The sequence below is a fragment of the Klebsiella pneumoniae genome (assembly GCF_000742135.1).
Classification (GTDB): domain Bacteria; phylum Pseudomonadota; class Gammaproteobacteria; order Enterobacterales; family Enterobacteriaceae; genus Klebsiella; species Klebsiella pneumoniae.
Window position 1 is genome coordinate 2,748,989 of record NZ_KN046818.1, and the last position, 19,513, is coordinate 2,768,501.

Here is a 19,513-nt window from a genome sequence, read left to right on the forward strand (position 1 = left end):
ACCTTATTCCTCCAGTTGTTGAAGACTGCGGCTGCGAATCTCTTGTTGCAGCTTCTCGATCACTTCATTTACGTCCATGCTGCCGAGGTCTTTCCCGCGACGGGTGCGCACGGCCACTTTGCCGGCTTCGACTTCTTTGTCGCCACAGACCAACATATACGGGACACGACGTAAAGTGTGCTCGCGGATTTTAAAGCCAATCTTCTCATTTCTCAAGTCTGCTTTTACACGAATGCCCGCATTTTGTAGTTTACGCGTCAATTCGTTAACGTATTCAGCCTGAGAATCGGTGATATTCATGACCACTACCTGCACTGGTGCAATCCAGGTTGGGAAGAAGCCTGCGAACTCTTCGGTCAGGATGCCAATGAAGCGCTCCAGAGAACCGAGAATCGCACGGTGAATCATGACCGGCACCTGACGCTCGTTGTTTTCGCCCACATAGGAGGCGCTTAAACGCTGCGGCAGAGAGAAGTCCAGCTGTACGGTACCGCACTGCCATGCACGATCGAGGCAGTCATACAGGGTAAATTCAATTTTCGGGCCGTAGAACGCCCCTTCACCGAGTTGATATTCAAATGGGATGTTATTTTCTTCCAGCGCCACCGCCAGATCCGCTTCCGCGCGATCCCAGGTCTCGTCGCTACCGATACGTTTTTCCGGGCGAGTCGACAGTTTGACGACGATCTTCTCGAAGCCAAAGGTGCTATACATATCGTAGACCATACGAATACAGGCGTTCACTTCATCGCGAACCTGATCTTCAGTACAGAAGATATGCGCATCATCCTGGGTAAAGCCGCGAACGCGCATCAGACCATGCAGCGCGCCAGACGGTTCGTTACGGTGGCAGCTACCGAATTCCGCCATACGCAGCGGCAGGTCGCGGTAGGATTTCAGCCCCTGGTTGAAGATCTGCACGTGACCCGGGCAGTTCATCGGCTTGATACAGTATTCACGGTTCTCAGAAGAGGTGGTGAACATCGCATCTTTGTAGTTGTCCCAGTGGCCGGTTTTTTCCCACAGCACACGGTCCATCATGAACGGACCTTTTACTTCCTGATACTGGTACTCTTTCAGTTTAGAACGAACAAACGTTTCCAGTTCACGGAAGATGGTCCAGCCGTCATTGTGCCAGAACACCATCCCCGGCGCCTCTTCCTGCATGTGATACAGGTCGAGCTGCTTACCGATTTTACGGTGGTCACGCTTGGCGGCTTCTTCCAGACGCTGCAGGTAGGCATTCAGCGCTTTTTTATCTGCCCACGCGGTGCCGTAGATACGCTGCAACATTTTATTGTTGCTGTCGCCGCGCCAGTAGGCTCCGGCGGTTTTCATCAGCTTAAAGTGATGGCAGAAGCGCATGTTCGGTACGTGCGGACCGCGGCACATATCGATATATTCTTCATGATGATACAGGCCAGGCTTGTCATCATGGGCAATGTTTTCATCAAGAATAGAAACTTTATAGCTTTCGCCGCGTTTCACGAAGGTTTCACGCGCTTCATGCCAGCTCACTTTCTTCTTGATGACGTCGTAGTTTTTCTCGGCGAGCTCATGCATACGTTTTTCGAGCGCGTCGATATCTTCCTGGGTCAGGGTGTGGTCGAGGTCTACGTCATAGTAGAAACCATTATCGACAACCGGACCGATAGCCATTTTGGTGTTGGGCCACAGCTGCTTGATGGCATGGCCTAACAGGTGCGCGCAGGAGTGACGAATGATCTCCAGCCCTTCTTCATCTTTCGCGGTGATGATAGAGAGAGTGGAATCGGATTCGATCGGGTCACAGGCGTCTACCAGTTCACCGTTTACCCGCCCGGCAATGGTGGCTTTCGCCAGGCCTGGACCGATATCCAGCGCGACATCCATCGGACTAACTGCGTGGTCAAAATGGCGTTGGCTGCCATCAGGAAGCGTAATTACAGGCATTTTATGTCCTTATTTGCAGTGGTGCCCCGCACGAAAGAGCACATACAAAACTATATAATCATAATTATCATCAGGTTAAGGCGCAGTTCCCGCTTCACTCTGCGAAAATAGGAGCACGACCGGAACGATCGTTCCCCCCTGCACCCGCCTGCTGATAACACCGGGGAGTAGTTTACACATCATTGGTACGTGATTAAAGCCGCAACAGCATAAATGATGGCGGAATGCGGATAAAACAAGAGGGCCACGGATAAAAAGCAGAATATAAGCGATGTGGCGCAGTAATATTGGCCAATGGCGCCGGACGATATTATTCGGACATGATAAAAGAGAGGTAGAGATATTACCTGCTGAATGTATACCGCGGGCCATTAAACCGGTACCACTTAACCCGGCTTATTAGACCGCTCGCGAAACGATAGCCTGCAATATTAAGACCACTCGCCGGCCACCAGCGTATGCACATTAAAGGCGTCGTTCATGGATTTTCCGGTGGTAGGGGCGCCGGGCGCAATATTCGAACCAGCCTCAACGTCAGAGGCTTTGGCGATACCTACCTGGGTATGATCCTGATGACCCGATGGCGGAACGGGCGTGGCGGCTGATGCGCCAAAAGAAAGCACGCACAGCGCCAGGGCTGCGATGGTATATCGATTGTTTTTCATGATGTTTATTCTCTTATTACGGAAAACAGACCGGGCAATGTCGCCCTCAGGTCAGTGCTTGTTAGTATAGATCCAGATCACATATTTGTCCGTCGAATATTTAGCTATTTGTGTCAAATAGAATGAATATTTGTCAGGCGCCCGTGAATAATGGAGAAAAAATGGAGGGCTATTTCCTTTTTACAAAAAGTAAAACGAACGGCCAGAAAAAATAATATCACTAATTGCTAAAACCAAAACGAACAGGCCGGGGAAAACCCGGCCTGAAATATTACATCTTATACCCGAGGGAGAGCGAGGTCCGGCGATCGGTATGCTCCGGCGCGGACGCAGGCGGCTCAGAGTTCCAGGTCACGTTGTAGGCGACCTTCAGGGCGAAATGGGCGTTAATCGCCACGTTTAACGCGCTCTCTGAGTTGACCGTGGTGTCCTCGGCGCCGAACACCGATACCCCTTGCGAAAATTTGGCGTTATCGGTCATCTGCCAGGCCCAGGTACCCGAAGCATAACCCAGCGGCTGGGTATCAGTATCCCCGTCGGTATATTCGTCATAGCGAACGCCAGGGCCGAATTCAAACCGCAGACTGTGCACCGGCCCGTTGAGGATCTGACGACCATAGCCCGCCGTCACAACATCGCGCTGTTGATAGCCGTTGTAGCGGTCTGTTAGCCAGCTACCCTGACCAAAGACATAGTTCATATCGGTCAGGTTGTAGCGGCTACGTCCGCCGACAGCATATTTTTCTGAGGATCGCTCATCATTGGACGACGTGTTGCTGGCGTTGCCCCACAGCGACCAGGCGGTGGTATTACCATACCAGGTCAGGGTGGAATCCGCCGTCATTGAAGAGCTCTTGGTGTTGCCGGACTGCGCCAGGTAGCCTGCGTTAACCACCCCTTCGAACGGTTTTTTGGCAGCGGAAGGGTCATCCATGACGGTAAATACAGAATCATCGGCCATTGCGCCAACAGACGCCAAAAGCCCCCCCGCCAGCATAACCGCTGCGGGTACTGTCTTTAAAAGCTTCATTATAACTCTCTAAAATACATTTTTTAGGACAGTACAAATGATGAACAGGCATAATCTCGCCGGCTCATTGAATTTAGCGTCCGTACAACATAAAAGAGACCTGAGGGTCCCGGAAACTTTCGCGAGGATCGCGGAGTGCAGGTCCTAAGAAAGGTAGCAAATTATAAAAAAGCACGAATAACATAGCAATCACTTACTCTTTCGTTTTTTGAATAAGACAGCTCCGGAAACAATCTTTATTTCATAATGAAAATAGAGGCATCTTTGCAAAACTGTCAGGAACTGGACTTTCCCTCCCCGAGTCATCGTGCCATGCTTATAATAACGACAGTCGCCGTATTAAGGAGGAGAAGGAATGACCAAAATTTACACGCTCACGCTGGCCCCCTCGCTGGATAGCGCCACGCAAACCCCACAGATCTACCCGGAAGGCAAACTTCGCTGCAGCGCGCCGGTATTTGAACCTGGCGGCGGCGGAATCAACGTGGCCCGCGCCGTGACCTTTCTCGGCGGCAAAGCCACCGCCATTTTCCCGGTTGGTGGCGCTACCGGCGAGCATCTTGCCGCCCTGCTGGCCGATGAGCAGGTGCCGGTTGAGACCGTCGAAACCCGCGACTGGACGCGGCAAAACCTGCACGTCCACGTGGCCGCCAGCGGCGAACAGTATCGCTTCGTTATGCCCGGCGCGGCACTGACGGACGATGAATTCCGCCGTCTGGAAGAGAAGGTTCTGACTATCGAACCCGGCTCTCTGCTGGTGGTCAGCGGCAGCCTGCCGCCTGGTATTAGCGTCGATAATCTGATGCAGCTGGTGAAAAATGCGCAACAGCAGGGACTGCGCTGCATCATTGACAGTTCCGGCGATGCGCTGGCCGCCGCGCTGGACGTCGGCAATATTGAGCTGGTGAAACCGAACCAGAAAGAGCTTAGCGCCCTCGTGCAGCGCGATCTCAGCCAACCCGATGACGTGCGCCTTGCCGCTCAGTCGTTGATCCAGTCCGGTAAAGTGCGCCGGGTGGTGGTCTCCCTGGGTCCGCAGGGGGCATTAGGCGTGGACGCCAGCGGCAGCGTTCAGGTAGTGCCGCCACCGATGAAAAGCCAGAGCACCGTCGGGGCTGGCGACAGCATGGTGGGCGCCATGACCTTGCGTCTGGCGGAAAACGCCAGCCTTGAAGACATGGTACGCTTTGGCGTCGCCGCCGGTAGCGCCGCGACCATCAACCAGGGCACCCGCCTCTGCTCGCGGGCCAATACGCAAAAAATCTATGATTATCTCTGCGGGCGTTGATCTTCCCTGCCCCCTCCGCGCCGGCGGAGGGGAATCACAATATAAGCAGGATGGTCTATGCTGGAAAGGCCATGCATAACAACGGGGTGTAGAGATGAGTAATGAGATTACCGCCTGGGTCGTCAGCGTGACCTTCCATGAACAGGCGCTGACGGAGATCAATGAGGTCAGCAACCATTTTACCCGTGCCGGGTTTGTACTGACGCTCAATGATGAAGAGGGCACGCCCCATGAGCTGGGTACCAACACCTTCGGCCTGCTGAGCGGCCAGACGGCCGAGGTAGTTAAGGCCCTCAGCGCTGGCCTGGCGGAAGCGGCCCTTGGCCGCCCGGCGGAAATCGCTGTGGCCACATTCGCCGAGTGGTTAAAAGCTCAATAAGTGCGTTTAGCGCAACGGAAAGCGTCAGTTGTGCGTCAGTTCCAGGTTTACCCGGTAGTAATGCGCTAACCTTATGATATGGTGGAAAACATGGGGAGAGACAGCATGTGGCAAGCAATCAGTACTCTTTTACGCGATTGGCATACCGAAGACGCTGAAATCGAACTGAAAACCGAGCTGCCCGGTGGAGAGATCCATTCCGCCTGGCATTTACGCTTCGGCGGGAAAGATTACTTCGTGAAATGCGACGAACGGGAACTTCTGCCTATCTTCACCGCCGAGTCCGATCAGCTGGAGCTGCTGTCGCGAAGCAAAACCGTTCGCGTACCGCAGGTCTTTGCCGTCGGCAGCGATCGCGACTATAGCTTCGTGGTCATGGAGTACCTCCCTCCCCGTCCGCTGGATGCGCACAATGCGTTTCTGCTTGGCCAGCAGCTAGCCCACCTCCATCAGTGGAGCGATCAGCCGCAGTTCGGTCTGGATTTTGATAACGATCTTTCCACCACGCCGCAGCCCAACGCCTGGCAGCGTCGCTGGTCGGTTTTTTTTGCCGAGCAGCGTATCGGCTGGCAGCTGGAGCTCGCGGCGGAGAAGGGATTGCACTTTGGCGATATCGATACCTTAGTCGATATGGTACAGCAGCGACTGGCCAACCATCAGCCGCAGCCTTCGCTGCTGCACGGGGATCTGTGGTCCGGCAACTGCGCCTTAGGGCCGGATGGCCCCTATATATTCGATCCCGCCTGCTACTGGGGCGACCGCGAGTGCGATTTAGCCATGCTGCCGATGCATCCGGAACAGCTCCCGCAAATCTATGACGGCTATCAGTCCGTTTCGCCTCTGCCGTCGGGTTTTCTCGATCGTCAGCCGATTTATCAGCTTTATACTCTGCTGAACAGAGCGATTTTGTTTGGCGGCCAGCACCTGGTAACGGCCCAGCAGGCGCTGGATGATGTATTGATGGAGAAAATGCGTTAAACAAGCTTCACGGCGGACCTTGCCGGTCCGCCGCAGCGTTTTATCAGTTAATCTCGACGCCGTTCAGGCGGAATTTGATGGTCATCGTTACGCCGGTACCCGGTCTTCCCTGCTCATAACGCCATCTGCGCATCGCGCTTTTCACCTCGCGTTCGAACATATTCGCCGGCTGAGCAGAGAGGATCTGCAGATTATCAATGCGGCCATCAGGCGAAACGTCAAACTTCACCCGTACCGTCCCTTCAATGCGCAGCGCCTGAGCGCGCGGCGGATAGGACGGCTGAACGCGGCTGATCGCCCGCGGGCCGCTCGGAGCAGTAACGGTGGGTTTAGCCGCTGCGGTCGAGGTACTTGGCGCTGTACGCGCCGGCGCCGTATTGTTGTTTTCAAACGGCGAGGCCGGACGCGGCTCTGCTGCCGGCTTCACTTCCCGCTTCGGCTGTTCAACCTTTTTCTCCGGTTTAGGTTTGGGCTTCGGCTTAGGTTCCGGTTTATGGATCACCACCGGCGCCTCTTTCGGCGGTTCAGGCGCTACCTCTGGCTCCGGCTCAGGTTCGGGTTCAACAACGGGCTCCACGACAGGCTGCGCCCCCGGAGGCGGCTCAAGATCGGCCGGCGCCACCATTGTGATCTCTATCGGCTGCGTCGGAGAAGGCTGTTCAATAACCTGATGTACCGAGGTATAAAGCAGCCCCGCCACAACGGCACCGTGGATAGCCACGGACAGCAGCGTTGGCCACGGAAAGCGGCGAGGTAAATCAAGGGTCATTGCGCTCATAGTCGTTTCTGTTGAAAAATGATGCTCCGATTTTAAATGCAAACAGCAATCATATTCAATAAGGCGTCTTAACCTGAGTCAATTTTTGCCGCCATTTGCAGAAAAAAGCTGCGTCGGCAGTGCTTTCCACTCCAGAGCGCATCTTTGCATTGCAGTCCATCGCTGTTTAACTTAACGTAATTCGCCTGATTATTGATAAGGAGCTTTGCCGTGCTTTACGTTATCTACGCTGAAGATATCGCCGATTCTCTGGAAAAGCGGCTGTCGGTTCGCCCCGCGCATCTCGCGCGTTTACAACTCTTACACGATGAAGGCCGACTGCTTACCGCCGGGCCAATGCCGGCCGTTGACAGTAACGAACCGGGCGCAGCAGGATTCAGCGGCTCAACGGTGATTGCCGAGTTTGAATCGCTGGAAGCGGCCCAGGCCTGGGCTAATGACGATCCGTATATCGCCGCCGGGGTTTACCGCCAGGTCTCAGTTAAGCCGTATAAGAAGGTTTTTTGAAAATACCCTTTCCTTTTTCTGGCTAACCACAAAAACACCCAGGTCATCAGAATGAAGGGCGCATTTTGGTACACGACATTGAAGTGTCGCCCTTTTTAACCTCGCGAAAGCGTTGACTGTTATCCGCCTGAGAAGCCTGGAAGATGAGCACGCACTTTCTCCTGCTACCCCATCATCGACCATCGCCTCGCTTTTTTTCGACAATGGAAAATGCTGACAAAACATCGACGCCGCGCGTGATAGTGAATTACTAATACCTTGTGTAAGGCTGTTAGGGAGGATCGCGTTGTTATTTAGCGCTTGCATTTAATGTCAGCACATCCTGATATAGCCCTATAAATCTACAGTGCAATAGAAAGAAAATAATTACTGAAAGATAGTTGCTTAACGACAGATATGAAAGCCTGAAAAAAAATATTATTGGGCATCCACTGCGGATGCCGCGGAACCGAACGTAGCCCATCTTGCTATATTCAGGACCGTAGCCGCTTGAAAGCACGTGGAAATAACACCCCTGTAGACAAAGGTTTACCTGGCAGGCATAAAGGGGTATTAACTACGCTGCCAGCGTTAAGTTGCTGAGCATCATTTTTAAAGCCTATTAATTTCGTTGCGTAAACTTCACGCAGAGTGATAGTAGGGGCATCACTGCTTGATTAAAAAATTTGAAAGGGAATAACAAATGTTTTCAATAAGCCCTGTATTTTTTTGGGCTAACATTTATGTACCTGCCGATTTTGAGGATTATTGTGTGAATACCCTGAAAAAAACCGCATTGCTTTCTGTACTTGCCTTATATATTCCTGTGTCGCAAGCCGCGGCTAAGGAATACAGTCTTGATCCACAGCATACCTCGGTTGTGATCTCCTGGAACCATTTCGGCTTCTCAAACCCTACCGCCTATATCTCTGATGTTTCAGGGAAACTGGCCTTTGATAAAGAGAATCCGGAGAAATCCTCGGTGAACGTCACGCTGCCAGTGAAAACCATTGACGCTCACGTCAAGGCGTTAACGGATGAGTTTTTAGGCAAAGAGTATTTTGATGTTAAAACGTTTCCCGACGCCACTTTCCAGAGTACCAAAGTGGAAAGCAAAGGCGACAATAAATATGATGTGGAAGGTAATTTGACCATTAAAGGCATCACCAAACCGGTGGTCCTGCATGCCGTCCTGAATAAGCAGGATATGCACCCAATGGTGAAAAAAGAGGCCATTGGATTTGATGCCACCGGGGTGATAAAACGTTCAGACTTTAAGCTTGATAAATATGTGCCGGCGGTAAGTGATAACGTCACCATCACGTTATCCACGGAAGCCTATGCAAAATAAGTAAAAGCTGGCGCAACGATTGCGTTTTATTCAGGATGCTTATTGCATGGCCTCTCTGGATAATATAACAGGCTCAGATTATTCATGGTCAGGATCGGTCGGTTCATTGAGCTTCAACGCGCTGGACCGCTTAATAACCCCCTTGCCTGTCTGAGTCTGTTTTCTCATTCCCTCAGTTCCCGCCTGGTTACCGCAGCTGGCCGGTCATATCATTAAGCATTTAATAACGCCATGCCCTTCCTGAGCGGCAATAAACCCTGAGCGGCAATAAATGCTATCTGACGGTTAATTCCTGTCGCGCCGCAAACGACTTGGCTCTGGATCTTGTCGTCCGTCATTACAAGCCAGGCGTAGCATCTCTCTTTCACTGAGGCGGGAGCTCTGTTTTGTCGTCGCATCGCAGCATGAAAAACCATCATTGCCCTATGGCGATGAGCAACGGGAATTTAGCGCAGAGAGAAAAACGACAACGGCACCGCGTACGGTGCCGTTTGCCTGCTCGCTTAGCTGTCAGGGAAGATAAACAGCAGGGCATGACGCTGCCGTTTCACCAGCCCCTTCCTGATAGCGAGGATCCGCATATTGCGGCGCGATTGGGCTTCCAGCCAGCGCGCTTTACGGCGATTCACCTGTCTCAGCATGCGCCAGCGCCCTACTTCCGTTCTACTACGCTTCATTGCAACGACTCTACGAGTGAAAACAGCCCCCATTATAAACCTCTGCCAGCAACTGACTACCGCTTTCGCTGCGTTTTTATTTGCCAGAAAAATACTGATGCGTAAACTCATCACATATCGTCATTCAAAAGGATTTTACATCTATGACAACCTTTTACACGGTGGTGAACTGGCTGGTCATTCTGGGGTACTGGCTGTTGATCGCCGGTGTAACATTACGAATTCTAATGAAACGCCGCGCTGTCCCGTCCGCCATGGCATGGTTGCTGATCATTTATATCCTGCCGCTGGTGGGGATTATCGCCTATCTCTCCTTTGGCGAACTGCATCTCGGCAAGCGTCGGGCCGAGCGCGCCAGGGCGATGTGGCCCTCCACGGCCAAATGGCTAAACGACCTCAAAGCCTGCAAACATATCTTCGCGGAAGATAACAGCCCGGTGGCCGAATCCCTGTTCAAGCTGTGCGAACGGCGTCAGGGCATTGGCGGCGTAAAAGGCAACCAGCTACAGCTGCTGACGGAATCTGACGACGTGATGCAGGCCCTGATCCGCGATATTCAGCTGGCCCGTCACAACATAGAGATGGTCTTTTATATCTGGCAGCCCGGCGGCATGGCCGACAGCGTCGCTGAATCGCTGATGGCCGCCGCTCGCCGCGGAGTTCACTGTCGGCTAATGCTCGACTCCGCGGGCAGCGTGGCCTTTTTCCGCAGCCCATGGGCGGCGATGATGCGTAACGCCGGTATTGAAGTCGTCGAAGCTCTTAAGGTTAACCTGATGCGCGTGTTCCTGCGCCGGATGGACCTGCGTCAGCATCGTAAAATGGTGATGATCGATAACTATATCGCCTACACCGGCAGCATGAATATGGTCGATCCGCGCTACTTTAAACAGGACTCAGGAGTCGGACAGTGGATTGATCTGATGGCGCGAATGGAAGGCCCGGTGGCGACCTCGATGGGCATCGTCTACTCCTGCGACTGGGAAATAGAGACTGGCAAGCGCATTCTGCCGCCGCCCCCGGACGTCAATATCATGCCGTTCGAAGAGGCCAGCGGACATACTATTCACACGATCGCCTCCGGACCGGGCTTTCCGGAAGATCTTATTCATCAGGCTCTCCTCACCGCCGCCTATGCGGCGAAAGAGCATCTGATCATGACCACCCCCTACTTCGTACCCAGCGACGACCTGCTGCATGCGATCTGTACCGCCGCCCAGCGCGGCGTTGACGTGAGCATTATTTTACCGCGCAAGAACGATTCGCTGCTGGTAGGCTGGGCCAGCCGGGCCTTCTTCACCGAGCTGCTGGCGGCCGGGGTCAAAATCTATCAGTTTGAGGGCGGACTGTTGCATACCAAGAGCGTGCTGGTCGATGGCGAGCTAAGTCTGGTGGGGACCGTCAACCTGGATATGCGCAGCCTGTGGCTCAACTTCGAGATTACCCTGGTCATCGATGACGCCGGTTTTGGCAGCGATCTGGCGGCGGTTCAGGATGATTATATCTCTCGCTCGCGCCTGCTGGATGCCCGTCTCTGGTTAAAACGCCCGCTGTGGCAGCGGATCGCCGAGCGACTGTTTTACTTCTTCAGCCCGTTGCTGTAAAACGTGCCCATCAGATACCGAATGAGTAGCAATCATGGATATGGATTTAAACAACCGCCTGACCGAAGACGAAACGCTCGAGCAGGCTTACGATATCTTCCTCGAACTGGCGGCCGACAACCTCGACCCGGCGGACATCATTCTGTTTAACCTGCAGTTTGAGGAGCGCGGCGGCGCCGAACTGTTCGACCCTTCGGCAGACTGGGAAGAGCATGTGGATTACGATCTCAACCCGGATTTCTTCGCCGAAGTGGTGATTGGTCTGGCGGATACCGACGGCGGGGAAATCAATGATATCTTCGCCCGCGTTCTGCTGTGCCGCGAGAAAGATCATAAGCTGTGCCATATTCTGTGGCGTGAATAACCTTTAACATCCAGTAAAAAGCCTGCCGCGGTTCTCCCGGCAGGCTTTTTTTACGTCGCCAGCTTACTTCGGCAAGGCATGACCGCAGGCATGGCAGAAACGGGCGTTATCGTCATGGTCGCCCTGCTGACACTGCGGACACAGGCGCTGCTGTCGTCGACGATTCAGGGCGCTGGTCATATGCGTGGTGATAAGTCCGGTCGGTATGGCAATAATGGAGTAGCCGATCAGGATAAGAATGGAGGCCAGGATGCGACCCAACGGCGTGTGCGGCGTGATGTCTCCGTAGCCGACGGTGGTGATGGTCACGATGGCCCAATAGACCGAGGCGTTAAGCGTGGTGAAGCCGTATTCCGGCCCCTCAATCAGATACATTAACGAGCCGAAAATCACCATCACAATGGCGATAAACGAATAAAACAGGATCAGCTGATGGCGCGCGCTGACAATCGCTCGCCAGAATACGTTGAGCGAAGGCATAAAGCGCAGTAGTTTGAGAATACGCAGCGCGCGGATCGCCCGCATTGCCCGCCAGGCGAATACATAATTGAGGCTAATTTCCGGCCATAGCCACATCACATACAGCGGTAAAATCGTCGCCAGGTCAATCAGCCCCCAAAAGCTGAAAATATAGTGGAGCGGATTGGGCCAGGTAGCGATACGCAGCAGGTATTCCAGGGTAAAGACCGCGGTCACCAGCAGCTCCAGCCAGACGAAAATATGCCATTCATCTAATGTCAGGTGATATTGCGTGCCCAGTCCCGACTCGATAAATATCACCAGTACGCTGAGCAGGGCGAAAAGTCCGCACAGCCCTTCAAAGCGGCGGCCGGAACGTCGGTTCTGATCGAAAAGTAAATGATAAAGCCGCAGACGAGCGGCAGAAAGCATACCCACTTCGTTAACCTCGCAAAAAAAAGGGCTGACCTGCGTCAGCCCCTGAGATTATAACGGGTCTACCTTAAGGCAGGAAACCGCATGGCGGAAACTGCCTTCCAGCACCGGGCGGGTTTTGGCGCACTCCGGTCCGGCAAGCGGACAGCGGGTGCGGAATACGCAGCCTGAGGGCGGATTAATCGGCGAGGGTAATTCGCCTTCCAGCAGTTGGATAGTTTTCGTTTTCTCGAGATCAGGATCGGGGATCGGCACCGCCGACATCAGCGCTTTGGTATAGGGATGCAGCGGATTATGGTACACCTCGTCGTAGGTCCCCAGCTCCACCGCATGGCCCAGATACATTACCAGAACCCGATCGGAGATATGCTTAACCACCGCCAGATCGTGAGCGATAAATATCAGCGATAGCCCCATCTCACGCTGCAGTTGCTGCAGCAGGTTGACGACCTGCGCCTGAATCGACACGTCAAGCGCGGAGACCGGCTCATCGCAGATAATCAGCTTTGGCTCAAGGATCAGCGCCCGCGCGATGCCGATACGCTGACACTGACCGCCGGAGAACTCGTGCGGATAGCGGTTGATCAGGTTGGGCAGCAATCCAACTTTCATCATCATCGCTTTGACGCGATCGCGCACTTCCTGACGGGGCATCTTCGGATGATAGGTACGCAGCGGTTCGGCGATAATTTCTCCGATGGTCATGCGCGGGTTCAGCGAGGCCAGCGGATCCTGGAAGATCATCTGGATATCGCTGCGCACGTCGCGCCACTCTTCCTGCTTCATGCCCAGCAGATCTTTACCCAGCCAGACCACTTTGCCATCGGTCGCTTTCACCAGACCAATAATGGCGCGGGCGAAGGTCGATTTGCCGCAGCCCGACTCCCCTACCACACCGAGGGTTTCACCCTCGTAAAGGCGCAGCGTCACGCCATCCACCGCTTTCAGCGTTTTCGACGGCTGCCAGAACCACTGCTTGCCATCTTTGATATCGAAGTGCACCTTCAGGTCGGCAATTTCGAGCAGGACTTTTCGTTGTTCAGTTACGGCGTTCATAGCAGATCCCCCACCGGTTTAAAGCAGGCGCGCAGGCGGCCTGGCGCGAACGATTCCAGCGGCGGCGCGCTGCTGCACTGCTCCATGGCATGCGGGCAACGCGGCTGGAATGGACAGCCTTTCGGCAATCGCAGCAGGTTCGGTGGGTTGCCGGGAATGGTCAACAACGCATCGCCTTCCGCATCCAGACGTGGAACCACATTCAACAGCCCAATAGAGTATGGGTGCGACGGTTGATAGAAGACATCGCGCGCCTGACCGTACTCCATGGTGCGCCCGGCGTACATCACCAGCACTTTATCGCAGATACCTGCCACCACCCCAAGGTCGTGGGTGATCATGATAATGGCCGTGTTGAATTCGCGTTTAAGCTCATTCAACAGCGTCATGATCTGCGCCTGCACGGTAACGTCCAGGGCAGTGGTCGGTTCATCCGCAATCAGTAGCCGGGGCCGGCACAGCAGCGCCATGGCAATCATCACGCGCTGACGCATGCCCCCGGAGAACTCGTGCGGGAACATTTTCATGCGCTTACGCGCTTCCGGCATTTTTACCGCGTCGAGCATCTTCACCGACTCTTCAAACGCTTCGGCTTTACTCAGCCCTTTATGCAGCATCAGGACTTCCATTAACTGCTCGCCCACCCGCATATAGGGGTTAAGAGAGGTCATCGGATCCTGGAAAATCATTGAGATTTGTTCAGCGCGCAGTTTGTTCAGCTCACGCTCGGGCAAATTGAGGATTTGCCGACCGTTAAAGGTGGCGGAACCCCCGATGCGACCGTTGGCCGCCAGCAGTCCCATCAGGGCGAAGGCGGTTTGCGATTTACCGGAGCCGGATTCGCCCACAATGCCGAGCGTCTCGCCCGCCTGCAGGGTGAAGTTCAGATCATTGACGGCGGTGACGTCGCCATCCGGCGTTTTAAAGGTGACGCGAAGATCTTTCACGTCCAGCAGTAGTCCGCTGTGGCTCTGCGCTTGCGGCGCTTTTGCCGTTTCAATCATGGTCATGGCAGCGCTCCTTAGCGGTCTTTCGGGTCGAGGGCATCACGCAGACCATCGCCGATAAAGTTGAAACAGAACAGGGTCACCACCAGGAAACCCGCCGGGAACAACAGTAGCCAGGGCGAAACTTCCATTGAGTTGGCGCCATCGCTGAGCAATGCCCCCCAGCTGCTGAGCGGCTCCTGCGTCCCCAGTCCCAGGAAACTGAGGAAGGATTCGAAGAGGATCATGCTGGGGACCAGCAGCGAGGCATACACCACCACCACCCCCAGCACGTTGGGGACGATATGGCGCAGCACGATGCTCGCCGTCGAGACCCCGCCGACCTGCGCGGCTTCGATAAACTCTTTGCGCTTCAGGCTCAGCGTCTGCCCGCGCACGATACGCGCCATATCCAGCCAGGACACCATGCCGATAGCGACAAAGATCAGCAGGATATTCTGACCAAAAAAGGTCACCAGCAGGATGACGAAGAACATAAACGGGAAGGAGTTGAGGATCTCCAGCAGACGCATCATCACCGAATCCACTTTGCCGCCGAGATAACCGGAGAGCGAACCGTACAGCGTGCCGAGGATCACCGCCACCAGCGCCGCCGCCACCCCGACCATCAGCGAAATGCGCCCGCCGATCGCTACGCGCACCAGCAGATCGCGCCCGGAGGAGTCGGTTCCGAAGTAGTGGCCGGAGGCCATATCCGGAGCATTGGACATCATGCCCCAGTCGGTATCGAAGTAGGAGAACGACGATACCATCGGCGCGAAGGTAACGAACAGCGCAATAAGCACCAGCATAATCAGGCTGGTCACCGCGGCGCGGTTATGCATAAAGCGGCGACGCGCGTCCTGCCAGAGGCTACGCCCCTCCACTTCTAGCTTCTCACTGAAGTTTTCCAGCGCCTCGCTATTTTTCTTACTTAACATCATGGCGAACTCCGGCTTCAGTAGCGAATCTTCGGATCGATAACGGCGTACAGCACGTCAACGATGGCGTTGAACAGGATAGTCAGGGCGCCAACGAGGATCGTCAGGCTGAGCACCAGCGAGTAGTCGCGGTTAAGCGCCCCGTTAACGAACAGCTGGCCGATCCCCGGCAGGCCGTAAATGGTTTCAATGACCATTGAGCCGGTGATGATGCCCACGAAAGCTGGCCCCATATAGGAGAGCACCGGCAGCAGCGCCGGCTTCAGCGCATGGCGCAGAATAATGCGACGCATCGGCAGCCCCTTCGCCCGCGCGGTGCGGATAAAGTTAGAGTGCAGCACTTCAATCATTGAACCGCGAGTAATACGCGCGATGCTGGCGATATAGGCCAGGGAAAGCGCCACCATCGGCAGGATCATAAATTTCAGCGCCCCGCCGTTCCAGCCGCCGCCCGGCAGCCAGTGCAGGGTAATGGCAAAGATCATCACCAGCAGCGGTGCGACCACAAAGCTCGGAATAACCACGCCGGTCATGGCTACCCCCATCACCGCGTAGTCCCAGCGGGTATTTTGCTTCAGGGCGGCTATCACCCCGGCGGCAACGCCGATCACCACCGCCAGTAAAAAGGCGGCGAAGCCCAGTTTCGCTGAAACCGGGAAGCTGGCGGCCACCAGATCGTTGACGGAATAATCTTTGTATTTAAAAGAGGGACCAAAATCGCCATGCGCCAGCTGCTTCAGATAATTGAAGTACTGCGTCATGATGGGGTCGTTTAAATGGTATTTTGCTTCAATATTCGCCATGACTTCCGGCGGTAGCGTGCGTTCTCCGGTAAAAGGACTTCCCGGCGCCAGACGCATCATGAAGAATGAGATGGTGATAAGAATAAATAGCGTCGGAATCGCTTCCAGACAGCGACGTAAGATAAATTTTAACATTGCCCGTACCTTCTGGCGTGTGCCTTTGCACTGCTCTCAAATAAGACACGATGGAGCGAGCCGAGACCCGCCCCACGTATTGCCATTAATGTTTGATAACGTAGAGGTCTTTGGTATAGACGTTATCCATCGGGTCTTTACCGGTATAGCCACCGACCCATGGTTTCACCAGGCGGGCGTTAACGTAGTAATAGACCGGTACGATCGCGCTGTCTTTGTCCAGCTGCTGCTCTGCTTTCGCATAGGCCGCCGTGCGCTGCGCTTCATCGGATGCTTTTACGGATTCAGCCATAATCTTGTCGAACGCCGGGCTCTTATAGTGCGCGGTGTTCATTGAACTGTCAGAGAGCATGGTGTTCAGGAAAGAGGTTGGCTCGTTATAGTCGGCGCACCAGCCCGCACGCGCCACGTCATAGGTGCCCTGATGACGGGTATCGAGGAACGTTTTCCACTCCTGGTTGACCAGCTTCACGTCAATGCCCAGGTTTTTACGCCACAGCGAGGCGGCGGCAATCGCCAGCTTCTTGTGCAAATCAGAGGTGTTATACAGCAGGTTGAAGGTCAACGGTTTATCGGCGCTATAGCCGGCTTCGGCCAGCAGTTTTTTCGCTTCTTCGTTGCGTTTTTCCTGCGACCAGGTAAACCATTCCGGCTCGCTCAGCTTCGCGCCATCGGTGTAAGGCGGCGTGTAGCCGTAGGCCGGCAGATCGCCCTGTCCTTTCACCTTATTAGCAATAATATCGCGATCCAGACCCAGCTTCAGCGCGGTACGCACGCGCACGTCGGTGAACGGGGCCTTCTGGTTGTTGATTTCGTAATAATAGGTACACAGATAGGGGTCAACGTGCAGCTCGTTGGGGATCTCTTTTTTCAGCTTCTGGAAGAGTTCGATCGGCAACTGGTTATAAGTCATGTCCAGTTCACCGCTGCGGTAGCGGTTAACATAGGTCACTTCGGAAGAGGTCGGCAGCCAGGTAACGGTGTTAATGACGGTTTTAGCATTATCCCAATAGTGCGGGTTACGCTCCATCACGATCCGCTCGTTGACCACCCAGTCTTTCAGAGTATACGCGCCGTTGGTAACGATATTGCCAGGCTGCGTCCACTTTTCGCCAAATTTTTCGATGGCCGGTTTGTAGACGGGAGACATCGCCGGGTTAACCAGCAGTTTATAAAAATAGGGTACCGGTTCGCTGAGGGTGACTTCCAGCGTGTGGTCGTCAATGGCTTTTACGCCCAGCTCGCTCGGCGCTTTCTTGCCGTCAATGATTTCGTCGACGTTAACGATATGACCATATTGCGGATAGCTGGCATAAGGAGAAGCTGTTTTCGGATCCACCAGACGCTGCCAGCTGTATACGAAGTCCTGGGCGGTAACCGGCTCGCCGTTAGACCATTTTGCATCTTTACGCAGATGGAAGGTCCAGACTTTAAAATCTTTATTATCCCAGCTCTCCGCCACGCCAGGGATCGGGTGGCCATCTTTCGGCGAAGTATTCAGCAAACCTTCGAACAGGTCGCGGCTAATATTGGCCTCTGGCACCCCTTCGATTTTATTTGGGTCCAGCGATTGCGGCTCGGCGCCGCTATTACGTACCAGGGTTTGCTTCTCTGCCAGCTGCACACCAGCCGGGACATCCGCTGCCATTGCCATATTGCCGGCGATCAGTGCGGATAGCACTCCCGCGGCGATTAAACGCTTTTTAGTGATGATGGTCATTATGTTGTAACTCCAGTCATTATAATTACTGGTTTTTTAACCAGCCTGTTTTTCCCGTTTTCGGGTTCTGTCCAACGCAGGAGTTTGCGATTGGCAGATTGCTATCACCGACTTATTTATTACGACCGCTCGAACGGCAGTCTTAACGTCGATTCGTTGCCCTCGCTGGAGGGTCGTTCTGGCGAAATGAGTTAATTAAAAATAATTCTCATTTGCGTACATAATTCAGCAGACGATAACGGCGGAAAGTACCAAAAGGTAAACACCTCCGCCAATGCAATTTGCAAATATGTTACCGAATTCTCTTTTATTGCCGGTTTTGCCAGCGTGACAAGCGTTTTCCATAAAACGTCGATGTAAAAATATTATTATTTATCAGAGCATTACGATAATTTCATCAGCCGACATTCTGAGCAGCGACCACAAGATGGTTTTTTGTACAAAAATTTAACAATAGATTACTTTTTAGCACATTCATCTGCCGCCTTGTTAAAATTACTAATATCATTTCGATGATCCGACAGCAAGTACCAGAGAATGATGTGAAGAAAATAACATCACAGGAGGGGGAGGCGTGAGGAGAATGTTAAGAGAAATATTTCATATCTTAATGAAAAATATGAAATTAATAGCGATATCGCAAAATATTATCCCTACCGCCAGTTCCGCGTTGGCTAATAGGTTTTGCTAATAATCGCGCAGGCGTGAAGCGAGACTCCCCGCCTGCTGGCGACGAACTAACTCAGCAGCCCTGGGAAAAGCGCTTTAATCCCGGTCACAATAAACTCAATGCCGAGAGCCATCAGCAACAGGCCCATAATACGGGTGATGACGTTGATTCCCGTCTGCCCCAGCAAACGGACCAGCCACGGCGCCATACGGAAAATCCCCCAGCAGCAGAGGGCAAATACCGCTATCGCCAGTGAGAACCCGACCAGATGCACCCAGGAGTGGTACCGGGTCCCCCAGACGATAGTTGAACTGATTGCCCCTAGCCCGGCCATTAATGGTAGCGCGAGAGGAACGACGCCGATGCTCTCCCGGACCGCCGTCTCCGACTTTTCCTGCTTGTTCTGCTTATCTTCGCCGAGCTTACCGCTGATCATCGACATCGCGATGGTCACCACCAGGATGCCGCCGGCGATACGGAAGGAGTCAATGGAGATACCGAAAATCTGCAGAATGCCATCGCCGAGGAACAGCGACGTCAGGAGGATGATCGCCACCGACAGGTTGGCGGTGAGGTTGGTCTTATTACGCACCGCAGCCGGCTGATAGCTGGTCATACTGATGAATACCGGAATAATGCCAACCGGGTTAACCAGGGCAAATAAGCCGATGAAAAACTTGAAATATGCAGAAAAATCGAACAGTGATTGAGTCACATTGGGCTCCGCAGCATCATCAAAATTGGCGGTTGACTGTTAACAGCATAAAATAACTGCG

19 protein-coding genes and 1 pseudogene are annotated in these 19,513 nt (G+C 53.8%); 8 read left to right on the top strand and 12 right to left on the bottom strand.

Annotation, left to right across the window (positions count from 1 at the left end; genetic code table 11):
• Nucleotides 1-3 precede the first annotated feature (3 nt).
• From thrS to DR88_RS12410, 3 genes are all read right to left on the bottom strand, one after another.
• The gene (thrS, locus tag DR88_RS12420; protein ID WP_002910026.1) at nt 4-1,932 is read right to left on the bottom strand and encodes a threonine--tRNA ligase; all 1,929 of its coding nucleotides are present in this window, start codon (nt 1,930-1,932) and stop codon (nt 4-6) included.
• Between the two features lie 431 nt (nt 1,933-2,363).
• The gene (locus DR88_RS12415; RefSeq protein WP_002910028.1) at nt 2,364-2,597 is read right to left on the bottom strand and encodes a YdgH/BhsA/McbA family protein; all 234 of its coding nucleotides are present in this window, start codon (nt 2,595-2,597) and stop codon (nt 2,364-2,366) included.
• Nucleotides 2,598-2,868: 271 nt separating this feature from the next.
• Nucleotides 2,869-3,627, bottom strand: a complete 759-nt coding sequence (locus DR88_RS12410) for a DUF481 domain-containing protein (RefSeq protein ID WP_032443915.1) — start codon at nt 3,625-3,627, stop codon at nt 2,869-2,871.
• A 355-nt stretch (nt 3,628-3,982) separates the two neighbouring features.
• On the opposite strand from DR88_RS12410, the gene pfkB reads away from it, so the two are divergent.
• The 3 genes from pfkB (at nt 3,983) to DR88_RS12395 (ending at nt 6,272) form a co-directional block, all read left to right on the top strand.
• Nucleotides 3,983-4,915, top strand: a complete 933-nt coding sequence (pfkB, locus tag DR88_RS12405) for a 6-phosphofructokinase II (protein ID WP_004145382.1) — start codon at nt 3,983-3,985, stop codon at nt 4,913-4,915.
• Between the two features lie 94 nt (nt 4,916-5,009).
• Nucleotides 5,010-5,294 carry a type V toxin-antitoxin system endoribonuclease antitoxin GhoS gene (gene ghoS, locus DR88_RS12400; RefSeq protein WP_025861277.1) on the top strand — a complete coding sequence of 95 codons (285 nt, stop codon included), beginning with the start codon at nt 5,010-5,012 and terminating at the stop codon, nt 5,292-5,294.
• Nucleotides 5,295-5,399: 105 nt separating this feature from the next.
• The gene (locus DR88_RS12395; protein WP_032443916.1) at nt 5,400-6,272 is read left to right on the top strand and encodes a fructosamine kinase family protein; all 873 of its coding nucleotides are present in this window, start codon (nt 5,400-5,402) and stop codon (nt 6,270-6,272) included.
• A 43-nt stretch (nt 6,273-6,315) separates the two neighbouring features.
• Here the strand turns inward: DR88_RS12395 and tonB are convergent, their stop codons facing one another.
• On the bottom strand, nt 6,316-7,050 hold the full coding sequence (gene tonB, locus DR88_RS12390) for a TonB system transport protein TonB (protein WP_025861279.1): 735 nt from the start codon (nt 7,048-7,050) through the stop codon (nt 6,316-6,318).
• 210 nt (nt 7,051-7,260) lie between these two features.
• Between tonB and DR88_RS12385 the strand changes: the two genes are divergently transcribed.
• From DR88_RS12385 to DR88_RS12380, 3 genes and pseudogenes are all read left to right on the top strand, one after another.
• A complete protein-coding gene (locus DR88_RS12385) occupies nt 7,261-7,557 on the top strand; it encodes a YciI family protein (protein ID WP_002910042.1) in 297 nt (98 codons plus the stop codon).
• Between the two features lie 112 nt (nt 7,558-7,669).
• Nucleotides 7,670-7,811: pseudogene (locus DR88_RS30800) on the top strand (hypothetical protein).
• 428 nt (nt 7,812-8,239) lie between these two features.
• Nucleotides 8,240-8,887, top strand: a complete 648-nt coding sequence (locus DR88_RS12380) for a YceI family protein (protein WP_004148751.1) — start codon at nt 8,240-8,242, stop codon at nt 8,885-8,887.
• 503 nt (nt 8,888-9,390) lie between these two features.
• On the opposite strand, the gene DR88_RS29845 is transcribed toward DR88_RS12380, so the two are convergent.
• Complete coding sequence (locus DR88_RS29845) at nt 9,391-9,564, bottom strand: YciY family protein (protein ID WP_004194006.1); 174 nt, start codon at nt 9,562-9,564, stop codon at nt 9,391-9,393.
• A 143-nt stretch (nt 9,565-9,707) separates the two neighbouring features.
• On the opposite strand from DR88_RS29845, the gene cls reads away from it, so the two are divergent.
• On the top strand, nt 9,708-11,168 hold the full coding sequence (cls, locus tag DR88_RS12375) for a cardiolipin synthase (protein WP_002910077.1): 1,461 nt from the start codon (nt 9,708-9,710) through the stop codon (nt 11,166-11,168).
• 34 nt (nt 11,169-11,202) lie between these two features.
• Nucleotides 11,203-11,532 carry an HI1450 family dsDNA-mimic protein gene (locus DR88_RS12370; protein ID WP_002910079.1) on the top strand — a complete coding sequence of 110 codons (330 nt, stop codon included), beginning with the start codon at nt 11,203-11,205 and terminating at the stop codon, nt 11,530-11,532.
• Between the two features lie 63 nt (nt 11,533-11,595).
• Here DR88_RS12370 and DR88_RS12365 read toward each other — a convergent pair whose 3' ends face one another.
• The 7 genes from DR88_RS12365 to DR88_RS12335 all read right to left on the bottom strand — a co-directional run bounded on the left by DR88_RS12365 (nt 11,596) and on the right by DR88_RS12335 (nt 19,452).
• Nucleotides 11,596-12,423, bottom strand: a complete 828-nt coding sequence (locus DR88_RS12365) for an ion transporter (protein WP_002910080.1) — start codon at nt 12,421-12,423, stop codon at nt 11,596-11,598.
• Nucleotides 12,424-12,477: 54 nt separating this feature from the next.
• Nucleotides 12,478-13,482 carry a murein tripeptide/oligopeptide ABC transporter ATP-binding protein OppF gene (gene oppF, locus DR88_RS12360; RefSeq protein WP_004148752.1) on the bottom strand — a complete coding sequence of 335 codons (1,005 nt, stop codon included), beginning with the start codon at nt 13,480-13,482 and terminating at the stop codon, nt 12,478-12,480.
• Nucleotides 13,479-14,492: an ABC transporter ATP-binding protein gene (locus DR88_RS12355; RefSeq protein ID WP_004148753.1), complete on the bottom strand. Its 1,014-nt coding sequence runs from the start codon at nt 14,490-14,492 to the stop codon at nt 13,479-13,481. The genes oppF and DR88_RS12355 overlap by 4 nt, the downstream gene beginning before the upstream one ends.
• 11 nt (nt 14,493-14,503) lie before the next feature.
• Nucleotides 14,504-15,412 (bottom strand): oligopeptide ABC transporter permease OppC, encoded by a 909-nt coding sequence (gene oppC / locus DR88_RS12350; protein WP_004145396.1) that lies wholly within the window; start codon nt 15,410-15,412, stop codon nt 14,504-14,506.
• A 14-nt stretch (nt 15,413-15,426) separates the two neighbouring features.
• The gene (gene oppB / locus DR88_RS12345) at nt 15,427-16,347 is read right to left on the bottom strand and encodes an oligopeptide ABC transporter permease OppB (RefSeq protein ID WP_002910089.1); all 921 of its coding nucleotides are present in this window, start codon (nt 16,345-16,347) and stop codon (nt 15,427-15,429) included.
• 85 nt (nt 16,348-16,432) lie between these two features.
• The gene (gene oppA, locus DR88_RS12340) at nt 16,433-18,067 is read right to left on the bottom strand and encodes an oligopeptide ABC transporter substrate-binding protein OppA (RefSeq protein ID WP_004148754.1); all 1,635 of its coding nucleotides are present in this window, start codon (nt 18,065-18,067) and stop codon (nt 16,433-16,435) included.
• 737 nt (nt 18,068-18,804) lie between these two features.
• Nucleotides 18,805-19,452 (bottom strand): YchE family NAAT transporter, encoded by a 648-nt coding sequence (locus DR88_RS12335; RefSeq protein WP_032443917.1) that lies wholly within the window; start codon nt 19,450-19,452, stop codon nt 18,805-18,807.
• Between the last annotated feature and the right edge of the window lie 61 nt (nt 19,453-19,513).